The sequence below is a fragment of the Pseudomonas sp. NBRC 111131 genome, from assembly GCF_001320525.1.
Classification (GTDB): Bacteria; Pseudomonadota; Gammaproteobacteria; order Pseudomonadales; family Pseudomonadaceae; genus Aquipseudomonas; species Aquipseudomonas ceruminis.
Genome location: NZ_BCBH01000009.1, coordinates 96,686 through 113,226, shown reverse-complemented (window position 1 = coordinate 113,226; position 16,541 = coordinate 96,686). Strand labels below are relative to the sequence as shown.

The 16,541-nt window shown below is 64.4% G+C and carries 18 protein-coding genes; 3 read left to right on the top strand and 15 right to left on the bottom strand.

The genetic code is table 11. The annotated features are described in order from the left end of the window. Positions 1–7 precede the first annotated feature (7 nt). The 3 genes from merA to merT are packed head-to-tail and all read right to left on the bottom strand — an operon-like array spanning position 8 to position 2,357. A complete protein-coding gene (gene merA / locus APH34_RS11185) occupies positions 8–1,696 on the bottom strand; it encodes a mercury(II) reductase (protein ID WP_003098932.1) in 1,689 nt (562 codons plus the stop codon). A 10-nt stretch (positions 1,697–1,706) separates the two neighbouring features. Then, positions 1,707–1,994 carry a mercury resistance system periplasmic binding protein MerP gene (gene merP, locus APH34_RS11180; protein ID WP_003116826.1) on the bottom strand — a complete coding sequence of 96 codons (288 nt, stop codon included), beginning with the start codon at positions 1,992–1,994 and terminating at the stop codon, positions 1,707–1,709. A 12-nt stretch (positions 1,995–2,006) separates the two neighbouring features. Beyond that, the gene (gene merT, locus APH34_RS11175) at positions 2,007–2,357 is read right to left on the bottom strand and encodes a mercuric ion transporter MerT (RefSeq protein ID WP_003116827.1); all 351 of its coding nucleotides are present in this window, start codon (positions 2,355–2,357) and stop codon (positions 2,007–2,009) included. 71 nt (positions 2,358–2,428) lie between these two features. Here merT and merR point away from each other — a divergent pair, with 71 nt between their 5' ends. After that, the gene (gene merR, locus APH34_RS11170) at positions 2,429–2,836 is read left to right on the top strand and encodes an Hg(II)-responsive transcriptional regulator (protein WP_003098939.1); all 408 of its coding nucleotides are present in this window, start codon (positions 2,429–2,431) and stop codon (positions 2,834–2,836) included. Between the two features lie 261 nt (positions 2,837–3,097). Here merR and APH34_RS11165 read toward each other — a convergent pair whose 3' ends face one another. From APH34_RS11165 to APH34_RS11125, 9 genes are all read right to left on the bottom strand, one after another. Next, complete coding sequence (locus APH34_RS11165) at positions 3,098–3,922, bottom strand: hypothetical protein (protein WP_003098941.1); 825 nt, start codon at positions 3,920–3,922, stop codon at positions 3,098–3,100. 288 nt (positions 3,923–4,210) lie between these two features. Beyond that, positions 4,211–4,489 carry a hypothetical protein gene (locus APH34_RS11160; protein WP_003116828.1) on the bottom strand — a complete coding sequence of 93 codons (279 nt, stop codon included), beginning with the start codon at positions 4,487–4,489 and terminating at the stop codon, positions 4,211–4,213. 97 nt (positions 4,490–4,586) lie between these two features. Beyond that, positions 4,587–5,324, bottom strand: coding sequence for a hypothetical protein (locus APH34_RS11155; protein WP_033962840.1), 738 nt, complete (start codon positions 5,322–5,324; stop codon positions 4,587–4,589). A gap of 83 nt (positions 5,325–5,407) precedes the next feature. Then, positions 5,408–6,094, bottom strand: coding sequence for a hypothetical protein (locus APH34_RS11150; protein WP_003116830.1), 687 nt, complete (start codon positions 6,092–6,094; stop codon positions 5,408–5,410). A 182-nt stretch (positions 6,095–6,276) separates the two neighbouring features. Further along, positions 6,277–6,669 (bottom strand): hypothetical protein, encoded by a 393-nt coding sequence (locus APH34_RS11145; RefSeq protein WP_003116832.1) that lies wholly within the window; start codon positions 6,667–6,669, stop codon positions 6,277–6,279. A gap of 21 nt (positions 6,670–6,690) precedes the next feature. Then, a complete protein-coding gene (locus APH34_RS11140; RefSeq protein WP_003116833.1) occupies positions 6,691–6,903 on the bottom strand; it encodes a hypothetical protein in 213 nt (70 codons plus the stop codon). 337 nt (positions 6,904–7,240) lie between these two features. Further along, entirely contained in the window at positions 7,241–7,552 is a 312-nt protein-coding gene (locus tag APH34_RS11135; RefSeq protein WP_003108988.1) for a hypothetical protein, read from the bottom strand. 336 nt (positions 7,553–7,888) lie between these two features. Then, entirely contained in the window at positions 7,889–8,389 is a 501-nt protein-coding gene (gene lspA, locus APH34_RS11130) for a signal peptidase II (RefSeq protein ID WP_003098955.1), read from the bottom strand. 3 nt (positions 8,390–8,392) lie between these two features. Beyond that, positions 8,393–11,305: a heavy metal translocating P-type ATPase gene (locus APH34_RS11125; RefSeq protein ID WP_003098961.1), complete on the bottom strand. Its 2,913-nt coding sequence runs from the start codon at positions 11,303–11,305 to the stop codon at positions 8,393–8,395. A 91-nt stretch (positions 11,306–11,396) separates the two neighbouring features. Here APH34_RS11125 and cadR point away from each other — a divergent pair, with 91 nt between their 5' ends. Then, on the top strand, positions 11,397–11,795 hold the full coding sequence (cadR, locus tag APH34_RS11120; RefSeq protein ID WP_003098965.1) for a Cd(II)/Pb(II)-responsive transcriptional regulator: 399 nt from the start codon (positions 11,397–11,399) through the stop codon (positions 11,793–11,795). Between the two features lie 67 nt (positions 11,796–11,862). Here the strand turns inward: cadR and APH34_RS30320 are convergent, their stop codons facing one another. Then, the gene (locus APH34_RS30320; RefSeq protein WP_196495817.1) at positions 11,863–12,225 is read right to left on the bottom strand and encodes a DUF3703 domain-containing protein; all 363 of its coding nucleotides are present in this window, start codon (positions 12,223–12,225) and stop codon (positions 11,863–11,865) included. Positions 12,226–12,249: 24 nt separating this feature from the next. Continuing rightward, positions 12,250–12,453, bottom strand: coding sequence for a hypothetical protein (locus tag APH34_RS29725; protein WP_023657334.1), 204 nt, complete (start codon positions 12,451–12,453; stop codon positions 12,250–12,252). A 417-nt stretch (positions 12,454–12,870) separates the two neighbouring features. Here APH34_RS29725 and APH34_RS11110 point away from each other — a divergent pair, with 417 nt between their 5' ends. Further along, positions 12,871–13,506 (top strand): cation transporter, encoded by a 636-nt coding sequence (locus APH34_RS11110; protein WP_003098972.1) that lies wholly within the window; start codon positions 12,871–12,873, stop codon positions 13,504–13,506. Between the two features lie 723 nt (positions 13,507–14,229). Here APH34_RS11110 and APH34_RS11105 read toward each other — a convergent pair. Further along, positions 14,230–16,260: a DNA topoisomerase III gene (locus tag APH34_RS11105; RefSeq protein ID WP_054901197.1), complete on the bottom strand. Its 2,031-nt coding sequence runs from the start codon at positions 16,258–16,260 to the stop codon at positions 14,230–14,232. Between the last annotated feature and the right edge of the window lie 281 nt (positions 16,261–16,541).

Below are 16,541 nucleotides of genomic sequence, written 5' to 3'. Positions count from 1 at the left end.
CTTTTCCTCATCCGGCGCAACAGGACAGTTGCTTCACGTCCTTGTTGAAGGTCTGCGCCGCGAGCTTCAGTCCCTCGACCATGGTCAGGTAGGGGAACAACTGGTCGGCCAGCTCCTGCACGGTCATCCGGTGGCGGATCGCCAGCGCGGCCGTCTGGATCAGTTCGCCCGCTTCCGGCGCGACCGCCTGTACGCCGATCAGCCGCCCTGAGCCAGCTTCCGCCACCAGCTTGATGAAGCCGCGCGTGTCGAAGTTGGCGAGCGCCCTCGGCACGTTGTCGAGCGTCAGCAGCCGGCTGTCGGTCTCGATGCCGTCGTGGTGCGCTTCCGCCTCGCTGTAGCCCACGGTCGCCACCTGCGGATCGGTGAACACCACCGCCGGCATCGCCGTCAGGTCCAGCGCCGCGTCGCCGCCGGTCATGTTGATCGCGGCGCGCGTGCCGGCCGCCGCCGCCACATAGACGAACTGCGGCTGGTCGGTGCAGTCGCCGGCAGCAAAGATGTGCGGTGCGCTCGTGCGCATGGCGCGGTCGATGACGATGGCTCCCTGCGCATTGACTTCGACGCCTGCCGCTTCAAGGTTCAGGCTGCGCGTGTTCGGCGCGCGACCGGTGGCGACCAGCAGCTTGTCGGCGCGCACTTCCCCCTGCCCGGTGGTGAGCACGAATTCCCCGCCCGCATAGGCAACGTGGCTCGCCTGGGTGTGGTCCAGCACCTCGATGCCCTCGGCGCGGAAGGCGTCTGTTACGGCTTCCCCGATGGCCGGGTCTTCTCGGAAGAACAGCGTGCTGCGCGCCAGGATCGTGACCTGGCTGCCCAGCCGGGCGAAGGCTTGCGCCAACTCGACCGCCACCACGGAGGAACCAATCACGGCCAGCCGCTCGGGGAGCGAGCTGCTTTCCAGCGCCTCGGTGGAGGTCCAGTGGGGTGTGTCCGCAAGGCCCGGGATTGGCGGAAGCGCCGGGCTCGCGCCGGTGGCAATCAGGCAGCGGTCGAAGTTCACCTCGTGCGTGCCGCCGTCAGCGGTCGCCACGGTCAGCGTGCGCGTGTCCCTGAACCGGGCCTCGCCGCGCAGCACGGTGATGGCCGGAGTGCTTGCCAGGATGCCTTCGTACTTGGCATGGCGCAGCTCCTCGACGCGGCCTTGTTGCTGGGCCAGCAGCCGCTCGCGCAGTACAGCGGGCGCTGCGGCCGGCAGGCCAGCATCGAACGGGCTTTCGCGGCGCAGGTGGACGATGTGCGCGGCGCGGATCATGATCTTGGACGGCACGCAGCCGACATTGACGCAGGTGCCGCCGATGGTGCCGCGCTCGATCAGCGTGACGCGGGCGCCTTGCTCCACGGCCTTCAAGGCAGCCGCCATCGCCGCGCCGCCGCTGCCTATCACAGCCACGTGCAGCGCTTGTTCACCGCCAACATGCTTCGTTTCGCCACCGAGCCAGCCCAGCGCCTTGTCTAGCAGGCCGGCAGGCTTGTTCGGCGTGTCGGTAAGCCGTGCGCGATAGCCGAGCGTGGCCACTGCGGCAACCAGCGGGGCCACGCTCACGCCTGCATCCGCCTCGATTTCGGCCTGCCGCTGCGGATAGGACACCGAGGCCGCGCGCACGCCGGGCACGTTCGTCAAAGCCTGCTGGACGTGCTCGGCGCACGACGTGCAGGTCATGCCTTCGATGTGGAGGGTGATCGCCTCGGCCATGATTACGCCCTCACTGCTTGACGCTGGACGGGTAACCCGCGTTTGCGGTGGCCTTGGTCAAGGCGTCGGCATTGGTCTTGGCCTCGTCGAAGGTGACGACGGCCTCCCGCTTCTCGAAGCTGACTTCGGCCTTCTCGACGCCGGCGACCTTGGACAGAGCCGTCTTGACCGTGATCGGGCACGCGGCGCAGGTCATGCCGGGCACCGACAGGGTGACGGTCTTGGTGGCAGCCCAGGCGGGCGCGCTTAGAGCGGCGGCCAGGGCGATGAGGGTGGTGAGGGTGGTGAGTTTCTTCATGGTGATCTCCTTTCAGTAGAACAGCGGCAGGACGTAGGGAAACGCGAGGGCAACCAGAACCAGGGCGGCCACGATCCAGAAGATCACCTTGTAGGCAGTCCGCACTTGGGGCACGGCGCAAACGTCGCCGGGCTTGCAGGCATGGGCTGGTCGGAAGATGCTGCGCCAGGCGAAGAACAGCGCGATGAGCGCTGCGCCGATGAAGATCGGCCGATACGGCTCCAGCACGGTCAGGTTGCCGATCCACGCGCCAGAGAAGCCGAGCGCGACCAGGACAAGGGGGCCGAGGCAGCAGGCCGAGGCGAGGACGGCCGCGACGCCGCCGGTCGCCAGTGCGCCGCAGCCGTTCTTGGGTTCCGACATAAGGTTCTCCTTCCGGGACTTCGCTTGATGCTGTAACGTTACTTCCGTAGTCAACTACGGAGTCAAGCGCCATGGAGAACGCTCAAGAGAATCTGACCATCGGGGCCTTCGCCAAGGCAGCCCGGGTCAACGTGGAGACGATCCGCTTCTATCAGCTCAAGGGCTTGCTACCCCAGCCGGAGCGGCCCTACGGTCGCATCCGCCGCTACGGGCAGGCGGACGTGGCGCGGGTGAAGTTCGTGAAGTCAGCCCAGCGCCTGGGATTCAGCCTGGATGAAGTCGGCCAGCTCCTGAAACTGGAGGACGGCACCCATTGCAGCGAGGCGGCCGAACTGGCTGCTCACCGGCTGGCCGATGTGCGCGCACGCATGGCGGACCTCACGCGGATGGAAGAGGCCCTGTCGACGCTAGTGAGAGAGTGCAACGCGCACCATGGCAATGTTTCCTGCCCGTTGATCGCAGCTTTGCATTGCTGCTAAAGGGCCCACTTCGGCTCTTAGCGTACGATTTTTTTCCGTTTTCTGAGACGACCCCTGATTGGCGATGGCTTCGGTCAGCACGGGGCGCAGGTCAGCGCCTTTGAATCGCAGTGACATGGATGAAATCTCCTGTGTGGAAGAATGAGAAAGGCCTCCATCCGATGGGATGAAGGGCCTGTAGTGCACGCGGCCGGAACGGCTGGAACGCCGTGGCGGATGCCTCGGGTCAGCCGCAGGACCGCCCGGTTTCGCTGCGGGGCGTCATGCCGGGACGGCCTGGCGCTTGCGGGCCGCTTTCGCGTCGAGGATGCTCACGTCGATCTGGCGCCAGCGCCCGTCGTCGATGAGCCTCTCCAGCACTTCGCCGAGCATGTCGAAATACACCTCGTCGTGCCGATCGACCAGTTCGACCGATTCACCGTTCTGACGGTGCAGTTCCACCACGTAGGTGTCTCCGCCGCGGTCGTAGAGGATCGTCACCCGGCCCTCGAACTTCGCGGTCGAGACCGTGAAGCTGATCGCCGGCGGGGTCTCGATGATCTTGGAGGGCGTGGGATCGACCCAGGTGAAGTCGCGGGCACCGGCATCCACCAGCATGTGGGTGATGCGCCGGAAGCGATCGGGGGCCGGCATCTCCTCCAACTGCTCGATGAGCTGGCCCAACTCCATGCACTGCGGCGTGGGAATGGGCAGCTTGGCCGGCGCCGAGCCGAGGATGTGCCTCGTGATGGTGTACGGCGTGCCGTCCGAAGTCTCCTCGGTGATGACCTCCGGCGTGTCCGCGCGCAGTCCGTCGAAGCGACGACGGGCATAGGGTTGGACATGCACCTTGGCGCCTTCGGCAGGAACCGTGGTCACCAGGCTGGGATCGAGCACCGCGAACTCGGAAGGCTTGAGCTTGACGACGATGGCATCGTCGGTCGCGGCGACCACCTTGCCGTCGAAGGGTTGGGGGTCGATGGCGAAGCCCAGCGTTGAGGACAGCGGCTGATCATCGAACACGCGGTACTTGAACGACCGCACGTTGCGGGGCACATGGCCTGCGACCAGCGAAGGCATCATGGATTTGATGAGGGAACGATCCATGGGGAAACTCCTTGAGGAAAAACAAGGGATTCCCCGCCCGCAAGGGAGAGGTCCCTTGTGGGTGGCGTGGATGGACGCGGTAGGTCCGTAGGAAGAAACGACCAGCACGGTTTCCCGCGCTTGCAGCCTCGAAGGTCTCGACTGCCTGGGCATGTGCCGGCAACGCCGACGAACATGGGGCAAGCATGGCCCTGGGGCGGTCTGCCTGCCCGCAGGAAACGGCACCGCACCACAACCGTTTTCCTGTGCTGCGGGCAAGAAAAAGCCCCTCGAAAGGGGCTGGAGGAATCAGGCTTGGTACACGAAGTAGTGCTCGCGCTGACGCGGAAAGAACACGTGTTTCCACGTGTCGCCGCTTGTGTTGCCACCGTCGAAGACGACCATTTCGTAGTCGTCCACGTCGGTGTCCACCAGGTCGGCGCTGGCGATATGGCGCATGTGCAGCGTGCCGCTCATGCGCTCGAATACCAGGATCTGGCCGATGGCATCTTCCTGGCTCATGGCGTTGACGCAGGCTCCGAGTTGGTGCTCGAAGTCGGATGCGGGTGTGATGAGGTCGGGGAACATGGGATCGCTCCTGTGAAAGTGCGCCGGCCCGGCTCTCTGGCGGGAGACCGGGCCGGCATGCGGTGAGGACAAGGAAGGCCGGGGATGTGTGTGGCAGCTATTCGCCGGCCAGCGATAGGCCCGGCAACACGGGTGCGTCGGCATCGAGGATGAGGATGCGCACGTCGGCCTGGCCGGCCAGTCCAAGGATCTGTGCCAGCTCGTCCGGCATGCCCTTGCTGCGGTGCTCCTGCCGAAGCTGCTCGGCGGCGATCCCCTCGACGTCCTGCAGGTGCTGGTCCGTCCAGGGCGTGGAGATCAGCTTGACGCCGATCGCCGGGCTGTAGGGAATCCGGAACGCGATGAACAAAAAGGCCTCCGGCGTCGCGAGGTCAGCCAGGTTGGCCAGGTACTGGCCGGTTTCGCGGCTGATGTGCGCGCTGCTGATTTCCCAGCACCGGCTGTAGTAGCCGGTCTCGAAGCTCAACCGCTGCACGACTTCCCGTGCGGCCTCGGCCGAATAGGTGTCGCCAATGTGGACGGGGCGGCCGTCGAAGTCGTCGCCGTGGATCGCGTACACCACGGCACCCACCATGCCTTCGCCGCTGCCCCCTTCAGCCGCGTCGCATTCGGCGATCAGTGCGGCGCCGACAGGTTCGGTGCCAGTCCTGACCACCGCGAAGTCGCTGGTGATGATGCAAGGAGAAGAAACCAGCGCCGCGTCGCAGAGGTGCTGCTGGCTCGGGTGGATGTTTCGCCAAACATGCGGGCTTCCGTCCTCGTAGCTGATGGACAGCGTGCGGACGATTTTCAGATTCCAGTAGCCGCGTAGAAAGGGATTGGGATTCTGGGACATGGGATTTCTCCAACAGAATAATGATGGAGCAAATCCCCGCCACCGGGAATTGACCCCGGTGGGTGGAAAGAAAGGAAACAGCGTCAGGTGACGCTGATCGTTGGCGTTTGGGCCAATCGCTCGGCGACGCGCCGGCGCAAATTCATGCGGAATGGCTCGTCGCTGACGCCCGCCAGCAGATTGATGGTCTCCAGCGCGATCAGGGCCGAAGCCTCTTCGATGTCGGCGGCCACAATGGTCTTGCGCAATTGGTCGCCGAGCTGGAGGGCCTGGGAGGAGGAGCTGATGAAGCGGACCTCGCGGCTCAGGTAGCAGCCGTTGCCGCCGAACTCGAACAGCCGCGGCTTGCTGCAGTACCAGCAGCCCTCGAACTGGATGGCGGTCAGGTGGTGCCCGTCATCGAACCGGGTGGCGATCAGAAACAATGCGTCGAGATCGGCGGTGTCCTCGAACGAATGACGGTCGATCAAGTTCCCCAGCTCTTCGTCCTCATCGGCACGGAAGTGCACGGCGAGCAGTTCGAGCAGCGGCGGGATCGACAGCCCTTCGTCGTCCGGCATCGGAATACCGAGTTGCGTGGCCAGGTCTTCCAGGCCATCGAGCACGTCCGGCCATTGCGGATTGGTGGTCTCGGCGATCTGGGCGATGTAGGCCTGCCCGTTGCCGGGGTGGCTCTCGTCCAGCGCGAAGGCGCCGAACAGCGCCTGGATGACGGGCGTCACACGGTCGAGCACGAGAACGCCGGTGGCTTCGTAGTAGTTGTTGGCCATGAAGGCTCCTTTCGATGAATGAACGGAGCCAGCCCTTGCGGACGATGGCATCCGCAGGGGAAACCGCCTGATGCCGGATGGCGCTGGGCGGGGAGAAAACGCGAGGGACATGGCCTCGAACGAGGCGCATGTCCCTCATGGGGTCCCGTGAACGCAGTGATGAAGGTGTGCCAGGGACCGGCTCACCAACCGCTGTAGTTCAGCAGCAGGTCGGCGATCACCTGGCGACGTTGCAGATCGAGACCATCGAAGTCCGACAGTCCTTGGAAGTGGCAGCGCTTGAGCATGGCACCGCCCTCGCGCGCGTTGTAGAAGCTGAACATGGCGGACAGGAACATGCGTTCCCCGCTGCTCAGGACGCCGAGTGCGTCGTTGGCACGCAGCATGTCGGGACGCAGATCCCACTTGCTCTTTGCCTGGTTCAGGCCTTCGCGCGTGCCGTCGCCAAACCATTGCGGGCCTGCGATCTCGACGCCGCGCTTCCAGACCTCGAAGAAGGCTTGGGGCGCGGCGGCGAAATGCTGCTCTTCCCGCATGATCTGATCGACGACTTCCTGGGGCAAAAGCTGGTTCATGACGTGGTTCCTCCAGTTGGATCAGGGTGTGGCGAGCTGGGACCAGCCGCCTCTTTCGAGGGCACGTTGAGCCGCGGCATAGCTGCGGAAGTACTGGCAGGATTCCCGCGAAACGGGACCTTCTGTATCGCGCGTGCCGATGTAGTGGCCGGCGGCGCTATGCAGGATTTCGAGCGGCAGGAACTTGCCGCAATGGATCAAGGCCAACTGGCCGAAAGAGGCTTGCTGGGACATGGACGGGCTCCTTGGAAAAAGCGGGGCCTCGTCCCTCACGGGATGGCAGCTCCCGCACGCGGTTGAGAAAAAAGCATCGGCGTCACGGGTGACGCGCGTCCGCAGACTCGATGCGATGGCGGACTGGCGGGTAGCGCGGAAAGAATCCGCGGCAGCCTGGAAACTCTGGCTGCTGGCATGGTGCTGACGAATCAGCGACACATGCGGGCAGCTTCATGCGCGAGGCGAGCCGCGTCAGCCGGAAATCGGCATTTGCAACAGCCCCGATTGGCGAACGCGGAAAAAAGAAAGCCCCGCAATAAGTGCGGGGCTGTCAGGAGGATGAGGCGAAACTGGGTCAGCGAGGCCTGTCGCCCAGTACATGCTGCTTCCACAGGGCGAATGCCTCGTCCGGTCCCAGCTCTGCGAGGATGACGATGGGCTGGCCCCGACGGGCACGCAGCGATGCGAAATACGCTGGCCGGTCGGCGATGGCGTTGAGCTTGATGCCCTTTAGGAACAGCAACTGGCGGGGGCGAACTTTGGTGGTAACGCAGGCATGATTGCGCTTGTTTGGGGCAAAAGGGCCAGCGAAGCGGGCGGACACGGCCAGAAAACCGCGACGAACTACTTGTACTTGCCAGGCGAGGCGAACGGGTGACATCAGCATATCGCTATGCGGTAAAGAAGACCGTCCTAAAGCTTGCAGGATCCCGGCATAGCTTCATCATCACCTCTCCGTGACGGCTCATTGGAACGAAAAAGGCCAGCATCGCCGTGATGGACTTTCATAATTGCCAGGTCAACTGGCTTGCGTGCTGTTTATTCACAGCAAGGCATTGCGACGTCGTTGCAGCAATCGCCGCCATCGCAACAGGGCGTTGCAGCAAAAGCGGCGGTGGGCGCTAGCATGAGGGCCAAGCCGCGGCCGCTCATGCTGGGGGCCGTTCTCTTCAGATTGGTGTCCTGCACCGTGTGCATTGCGAATTTCCGGATCGTCCCAATGTCACTGGGACTCCTTTGTGGCGGCCGGGTTCTCCACGCTCATGAACGACTGGGCCACCAGCGCGATCGCCCCGCCCACGATGGCCATGTCAGCGATGTTGAAGGCGGGCCAGTGCCAGCCGTGCAGGTGAAAGTCGATGTAGTCGATAACGTGCCCGCGCGTGGCGCGGTCGAACGCGTTGCCCAATGCGCCGCCCAGAATGAGGCTGTACGAAAGGCCTTCCGTTTTGCGCAGCGGCCGGGAGAGCAGCCATGCGAGCCATGCCGATATTGCGAACGCGATCGCCAGAAAAAACCACCGCTGCCAGCCGCCCGCGCCAGCAAGGAAGCTGAACGCCGCGCCGGGATTGAGAGCGTGAACTAGGTTGAAGAATGACGCCACCTCGTGCGACCAACCCAAGGGAGTTGTCGCGTCAATGTAGCTCTTAGCTGCCTGATCGCCGGCGAATATAACGATCGCGAGTGAGTACCACTGCGTCTTGCGAAGAGATGGTTCATCCATTGTTCATGCCGCCTTGAACTTCAGGAGGCGCAGCCCATTGACGACAACCAAAAGACTTGCCCCCATGTCAGCGAACACAGCCATCCACATGGTGGCATGCCCTGTGAACGTCAACGCAAGGAACACCGCCTTGATGCCAAGGGCCAGAACGATGTTCTGCGTGAGGATCGCCGCAGTGCTACGCGACAGCCGGATGAAGGCGGGGATCTTGCGCAGGTCGTCGTCCATCAGGGCGACGTCGGCTGTTTCGATCGCGGTGTCGGTGCCGGCCGCGCCCATGGCGAAGCCGATGTCGGCACGGGCGAGCGCGGGCGAATCGTTGATGCCGTCGCCCACCATGCCCACCTGGCCCTCGCCGCCGACCAGGCTTTCGATGGTCTTGAGCTTGTCTTCGGGCAGTTGGTCACCACGGGCTTCAGAGATTCCGACCTGGGCAGCGATGGCCGCGGCCGTGTGCTGGTTGTCCCCCGTCAGCATCAGCGTGCGCACACCCAGCGCCTGCAGGTCGGCCACCGCCTCACGGCTGGTTTCCTTCACGGTGTCGGCCACTGCAAAAATGCCGAGCACGGTCGCATCGTCCATCAGCAGGATCGCTGTCTTGCCTTGGCGCTCCAGGGTCTCCAGCCGAGCCTGGAGCGTCGCTTCGCTCAGGCCCAGCTCCTGGGCGAGCCTGTGGTTGCCCATGTGCAACATGCGCCCGGCGACGCGGCCGCGCACGCCGCGGCCAGGCAGCGCCGCGAAGTCGTCGACCTCGTGCAGCGCGATGCCGTCACGGTTCGCCTTGCGGGCGATGGCCTGAGACACAGGATGGTCCGAGCGTGCCGCGAGGCTTGCGGCCCAGGCGGCAACTTCCTGCGCCTCGCCGATCAGCGGCACGAAGTCGGTCTGCTCGGGCTTGCCATGTGTGAGTGTGCCGGTCTTGTCCAGGGCCAACGCCTTGAGCTTGCGCCCGCCCTCCAGGTAGACGCCACCCTTGATCAGGATGCCGCGTCGGGCGGCAGCGGCCAAGCCGCTGACGATGGTGACCGGCGTGGAGATGACCAGAGCGCAGGGGCAGGCGATCACCAGCAGTACCAGGGCCTTGTAGACCCAGTCAAACCATGCGCCGCCGAAGGCGAGCGGCGGCACGACGGCAACCAGCACGGACACCGCGAACACCGCCGGCGTGTAGACGCGGGCGAACTGGTCGACGAAGCGCTGCGTGGGCGCACGGCTGCCCTGCGCGGACTCCACGGCATGGATGATGCGCGCGAGCGTCGAGTCGCTGGCGCCTGCGGTCACCTTGTATTCGAAAGAGCCGGTCTCATTGATGGTTCCGGCGAAGACCTGGTCACCTTCGGCCTTCTCGACGGGCAGGCTCTCGCCGGTGATGGGCGCCTGGTTGATGGCCGATCGACCCGAGGTGATCAGGCCGTCCAGTGCGATGCGCTCGCCAGGACGCACGCGGACCACCGCGCCCTTTGCGACCTCCTTGGCCGGCAGCTCTGTCCATGAGCCATCGGCCTGCCGCACGGTCGCGGTCTCGGGCGCCAAGTCCATCAGCCCCCGAATGGCGTTGCGGGCGCGGTCCAGCGACTTCGCCTCGATCACTTCCGCCAACGCGAACAGGAACATGACCATGGCGGCCTCCGGCCAGTGGCCGATCGCCATGCCGCCGGTGACCGCGATGGCCATCAGGGCGTTCATGTTCAGGTTGAGGTTCTTCAGCGCGATCCAGCCCTTCTTGTAGGTGCTGAGGCCGCCGGTGAAGATCGAAACCAGTGCCAGCACGATCACGGCCCAATGATTGCCGTCGTTGACCCAGTACACGCCTTCGGCGGCCACCGCCGCAACGCCCGAAACCGCCATCGGCCACCAATTGGTCTTGTGCGCGGCCACCGGGGCATCGCGCGGCTCATCAGTCCTCTGGACCTCGGCTTCCATGCCCAGCGATTCGATGGCTTCGACTGCCGGCTTGATCGCGTCGGGTGTGTGCCGAACCGTGAGCGTGCGCTGCATCAGGTTGAAATCCATTCCCTGCACGCCCGGCATGCCTTGCAGCTTGCCGCGGATCAGACTTTCCTCGGTCGGACAGTCCATCTTCGCGATGCGAAGTACCGTGGTGGCTGTCTGCATGTCCTGCCGCGCAGCCTGCATTCCAATGGAAGCAAGCGCCTTCTCGATCGGCGCTGAGGTCGCCAGCGTGTGCTGGACTCCCAGCACACGCTGCATCAGATTGAAGTCGAGCGCGGTCACACCCGGCAGCTTGCCCAGCCGGTCGCGGATCAGCGCTTCTTCCGTCGGGCAATCCATGTTCTCGATCCGGTACGTCACCCGCTCGCCGATCGGCGGCGCGGAAACGGCAGCGGTTGGTTGCTGCTGCAGGGCCGAGGATGGGATCACAGCCGCGGCTTCGATCGGCCCCGTGTGGCCGAAGGTCTGCTCCTTGGCGCGCATGCCGATCGAGGCCAGGACCTGCTCCATCTGCGCGCGTGCCTGAGCGAGGTGTTTCACCGACAGGGTGCGCTCAGCGAGGTCGAAGTCGAGGTCCTGAATTCCCTCGACTGCCCCGAGGTGCGAGCGGATGAGTTTCTCCTCGCTCGGGCAGTCCATGTTCTCGATGCGGTAGGTGGTCGACACGGCGGCGTCTCGGACAGCCTGAGCCTTCATGCCCACCGAATTCAGCGCTTGCTCCAAGGCATCGGCCGAGACTTCGCGGTGCGAAATGGTCAACAAACGCTGCGGAAGATCGAACAGGAGCCGCTCGACACCGGGCATGCCCTCCAGCGTTCGCCGCACCAGTGCTTCCTCATTGCGGCAATCCATGTTGCTCACGTGGAAAACGGTGGTTTCAGTGCTGGCCTGCTCACTGGCGCACGCCGTCTGTTGGCCATTGCCGCCGGAGCAGGCGCATGGGCTGGAAGGTTCTTTGTTCATAGATCGCTCTTCATTGACAAGGTTTTCCCCGGATGCCATCATTAGAAAACCTCTAGTAGATATAGAGTCAAGTTTTTTATAGGAAGCAACCATGATGCGGATCGGTGAACTGGGCAAGAAGGCAGATTGCTTGGTGCAGACCGTGCGCTTTTACGAGTCAGAAGGCTTGCTGCCCGAGCCTGCACGTAGCGAGGGCAACTTCAGGCTCTATGACGAAGTCCATTTGCAGCGCTTGCTGTTCATCCGCCGCTGCCGGGCGAAGGACATGACGCTGGATGAGATCCGTCAACTGCTGAACTTACGGGATCGGCCAGAGTTGGGCTGCGGCGAGGTGAACGCGCTGGTCGACGCTCATATCGCGCAAGTGCGGACCAAGATGAAGGAATTGCGCGCCTTGGAGCGCGAGTTAATGGATCTGCGACGCTCCTGCGATAGCGCCCGAACCTCGCGCGAGTGCGGCATTCTCAACAGCTTGGCCGAGCCCGCCTGAAGCTCGAGCGTGTCATCGGTGCTGGAAGTGATCGGGTCCAGTTCTGAGAGCCACGTGCCGCGCTCCATCATGCGAAAGCGCGCGATTCTGACGTTTTGAGACGGCGTGCGACCGAGGGCGTGGCCCACAGGAGCCAGCGCGAGCCGGACGACCTGCGCGCCGCAATCTCCGCCACCTTACGGGTTCTCCAGGCCAGACCGAGCATCGCGGCGTGGCTGCGCAGGTGCAGGTGCAGGCCAAGGTAGCAGTGCGCCACGACGCGGCCCGACTCATGGGCACGCCACGCAACTCGCGATCGCTTCGCAAGAAGCCGCAAGGCCCGACTCGCGCAAGAATGCGACGTGGGCAAGATCGTATAGCCAGCAGCGCAAGCGTTTGCCGCTGCTGGCCGGCTCCGGAAGGGATAGACAAGCTGCGGGCCGTAGTCCATTGGAAAGTCCATCTTTCTTGAGTGTCACTCTTTGGCGCCCAGCGTGTGCTTTTGCGACCGGAAAGCGCTGAACAAGTGGCCCCCGGGCATCCAGAAATCGCCGTAGTTGACTTGGGCGTCTTCGTGCTCACGCTTGTGATGCCAGCGATGGGCTTCAGCCACCCCGATCAACAATCCCAACGGCCCGACCCGGTATCCCAGATTGGAGTGCTGGAAGGCCAGATGCACGACCAAGAAGCCGAGCCATGCGCCGACGGCCAACCACAGCTTGGAACGCCGCTACTGGCTCAACGGGGAGTGGAAAGGCCGCCCGCCCTCTAGCAAGGCGGCACAAGCGAGCGCGACGATCACTGTGAGTAGCTCCGTCGGAAAAGACGGCCGGCCGGTCGCGAGCTCGCCGAAGAGCACAACCGCAGTGGCGCCACGGATCAGTGGATAGCAGCCATACCGGATGACAGTCGCAATGAAGGGGGCGCATTGGTGCTCATCTGTTCTGTCCTAAAGCTCTGACTGGATTGGAAAACCTTCTAGCTACGGTAGAGTCAAGGGCGTCCGGGAAGACCCTGTGGCAAGTTCGTTGCATCTGCGCCTTGACTCTCCAGCCGCTACAGGCTTCAGCATCCATCGATTTGGAAGGAACAATGCATGGCTGAAAACCACAGAAATCACGAAAACGACGAGTTGGGCCGCCTAGATGCGAGCGATGCGAAGGACCGAAAGATTCTTCTGACTGTGTTGCTGATCAACCTGACGCAGTCCGCCGCCGGCATTGCCCTTGGCATCTGGGCTGGCTCTACGGCGCTGATGGGCGCCGGGTTGGACAACCTCGCCGATGCGTCGGTCTATGCGGTTAGCCTGTATGCCGTCGGTCGTGCGGCAACGGTCAAGGTGGGCGCGGCCCGCTTGTCGGGTTTCTTGCTAATCGGCCTGGCCGCGCTGCTGCTGTTGGAAGTCCTACGCCGCTTCGCTGGAGGGGAAGAGCCTGTCGGCCCAGCCATGATGGCCATGGCCGCGCTGAACGCGGCTTTGAACCTAGTGTGCCTCAGACTACTGCGCCGCCATCGCGGGGAAGATGTGAACTTCAAGGCGTCAGCGATCTTTACCAGCAACGACTCCATCGTCAATGGTGCGATTGTGCTGTCCGGGGTGCTGGTGATGGGGTTCGGGTCGAACATCCCGGATCTGGTGCTGGGCGTCATCGTGGCCGCAATCGCAGCGAATGGGGGGCGGGAAATCCTGCGCGAAGCATCGGAAACAGCTCGCCGTAAGGCGGGCACATAAGGCATGTTTTCGCCCAGTTCATCCCGAGGTTTACCTCTGCAAAAGAGGTAGTCCAGCCTTTGGGCTACGGCCTCGGCTGCAGCCGAGCGTACCATTGGCGATGGCCGCGCGATAGGCGGGCATGCCGTTCTCGACCTCCGTCTGCCGTACAGCAGCGGTGCGCAAGGTTGAGGGTGCATGTCGTCTCTCCTGTTCGTGTGGCCCAGGCCAATGGCCGGGCCGGGACGTTGATGGGCAGGAGAATGGCGCCGAAGGCCCAACGGCCTTCGGCTCGGGAGAAAAGAGGAACCACCCGTGGGCTGATTGGCAGGCCCGGTCGTCGCTAGAACCGTCTGCTCATCAAGCAATCACACCCGGCCCATGTCGTGGCTGGGGCCGGCATCGTCTGGCGCACATCCGCGCACAAAGGGAGCCCGTTTTTGCACCGGCGGGCACCGGCACCGATTACCGCTGACCACGAAGGGTCTCCCGGTGGCTCGTGCAGCCTGGCAAGCCACCGGGAGACCCTTCGCAGAGGGCGGAAGAAACGCAGATCAACAGAACGCGCGTGGTGCGGCTCGCAGAGAAGCTACCTTCAGGTCCCGCGGCCGGGGACGGCTGGGCGGGACGCGCACACGGATCAAGAAGGCGTTGCGCGCTGGGCGTCCCGCAGGGCATGCGGCGGAGTGCGGGACAGGGGCCACGCCGCCGAAGGCGGGCACGGCTCACGGGGAACGGGGGCGGTCAGGAGCCTTTGCGGCCGCTACGGCGCGGGCGCGAGGCGCCGCGCTTGGAGCTGCCGGATTCGACTGGCAGCGTGCCTTTGCAGTCCGGGTAGCGGCTGCACGACCAGAACGGGCCGCTCTTGCCGCTGCGCTGGCGCGTGGGTGCGCCGCACTGCGGGCATGCCGGCCCTTGGGGAACCTTGATGGACAGGGAGGCGCTGCCGTACTGCGCAATCAACTGCGAAATCCACGCGGCCTGCTTGCCGATGAACACGTCCAGGGTGAGCTGTCCGGCCTCGATCATGTCGAGCGCCTGTTCCCAGACGGCGGTGGTGCCAGGGTCGGCAATCGCCGCAGGCACGGCATCGATCAAAGTGAAAGCCGCATCCGAGGCGCGGATGGCGCGCCCCTTCTTCACGAGGTAGCCGCGAGCGATCAGGCCGCCGATGATGTTGGCCCGCGTCGCTTCGGTGCCGATGCCAACCGTATCCTTGAGCTTCTGCTTCAGGCGGGGATCGGACACCAGCTTGGCGACGCCTTTCATGGACTTGACCAACTCGCCTTGCGTGTACGGTTTGGGCGGCAGCGTCTTGAGTGCCTTGAGATCGACGTCGGCCACCTGGCATGCCAGGCCCTCATACAGTTTCGGCAGCGCGGGCAGCACCTGGGCGCGGACCGCAGTATCGCCCTCGCCATCACCGTCTTCGGCCTGCGGCTCGGCGAGCACCTGGCGCCAACCCGGGATGACAACCTGCTTGCCCGTGGCCGCCAGGTTCTGCCCCCCGCACGAAAACTTGGCCACAGTGCGGTCGAACTCGTGGTGAGGGAGGAACTGCGCCAGGTAATGCGACCGGATGAGCCTGTACACGGCCAGTTCCTTCTCGCTCATGGCGGAGAGCTTCGCCGGTTCGAGCGTCGGGATGATGCCGTGGTGCGCCGTGACCTTGCCATCGTTCCAGGCGCGCGAGCGCTGCGAGCGGTCGAGCTGGCCCATGATCGAGCGCAGCGAGGGATCGGTCTTGAGCAGGCTGTCGAGAACGGTGGGCACTTCGGCAAACATGCTCTCGGGCAGGTAGCCGGAGTCCGAGCGGGGGTACGTCGTGGCCTTGTGCGTCACGTACAGGGCTTGGGCAATCTCCAAGGTTTCCTGCACGTCCAGCCCAAGCTGCTTGGAACACACTTCCTGCAAGGTGCCCAGGTCGAACGGCAGCGGCGGGCCTTCGCGGACACGCTCAGTCTCCACCGACACGACGTGGGCACTGCCCGCAGCGCGGATCTGCTGCATGGTCTGCTGTGCGACCGGCTGCCGCAGGCAGCGGCCTGCGTCGTCGGTGCACGCATCGGGTGGAACCCATTGCGCGGCGAAAGTCGAACCGCCTGCGAACAGGGACACGGCGATGGCCCAGTATGGTACGGACACGAAGCGCGCGATCTCGCGGTCGCGGTCCACAACGAGCTTGAGCGTCGGGGTCTGTACGCGGCCGACCGACAGCACGCCGTCGTAACCCGCCTGTCGCCCCAGCACCGTGAACAGCCGGCTCAGGTTCATGCCCACGAGCCAATCCGCACGGGAGCGCGCCAGCGCCGAGTGGTACATCGAAAGCGTCTCGGCCGAAGGCCGCAGCTTGCCCAGTGCCGCCCGAATGGACGCATCGTTGAGCGCCGACAGCCACAGGCGTTCGATGGGGCCGCGGTAGCCGCAAAGCTCCACGATCTCGCGGGCGATCAATTCGCCCTCGCGGTCGGCATCGGTGGCGATAACCAGGTGAGTCGCCTTCGCCAAGAGCGCCTTGACGACCTTGAATTGCGTGGCGGTCTTCGGTTTGACCTCGACCCGCCAGTGCTGGGGAATGATGGGCAACTGCTCAACGGACCATCGTTTGAGCTGCTCGTCGTAGGCCTCGGGCGGCGCCGCCTCCACGAGATGGCCGATGCACCAGGTGACCGTGACGCCGGAACCGTTGAGGCAGCCTTCACCGCGCTGCGTGGCGCCGAGAATCCGGCCAATGTCTTTGCCCTGGGAGGGCTTCTCGCACAAGAACAGCCGCATATCCGTCCATCCCGATTCCTGTTGTTCATGGAGTTGCTGGGATCGAGGATGCCGAGCGCAGCCCCTGGCAGCAGCAAACAAGCCGCATGCGGCAGCGACCGCTTTCACGCCGATGAAATGGCGAGTGCGGGGAAGGTGCGTGGCCGGAAGTGTGCGGGCCGAGAGCCGCGATTTCCGGGAGCGCGCGTGGAACTCGGTGGACGTTGGTGGAGCTATCCCCTGGGGATAATTCGCAGCGCATGGAGGGCGGCGAAGCACTGCGGCAGCCGCCCTCCATGCCC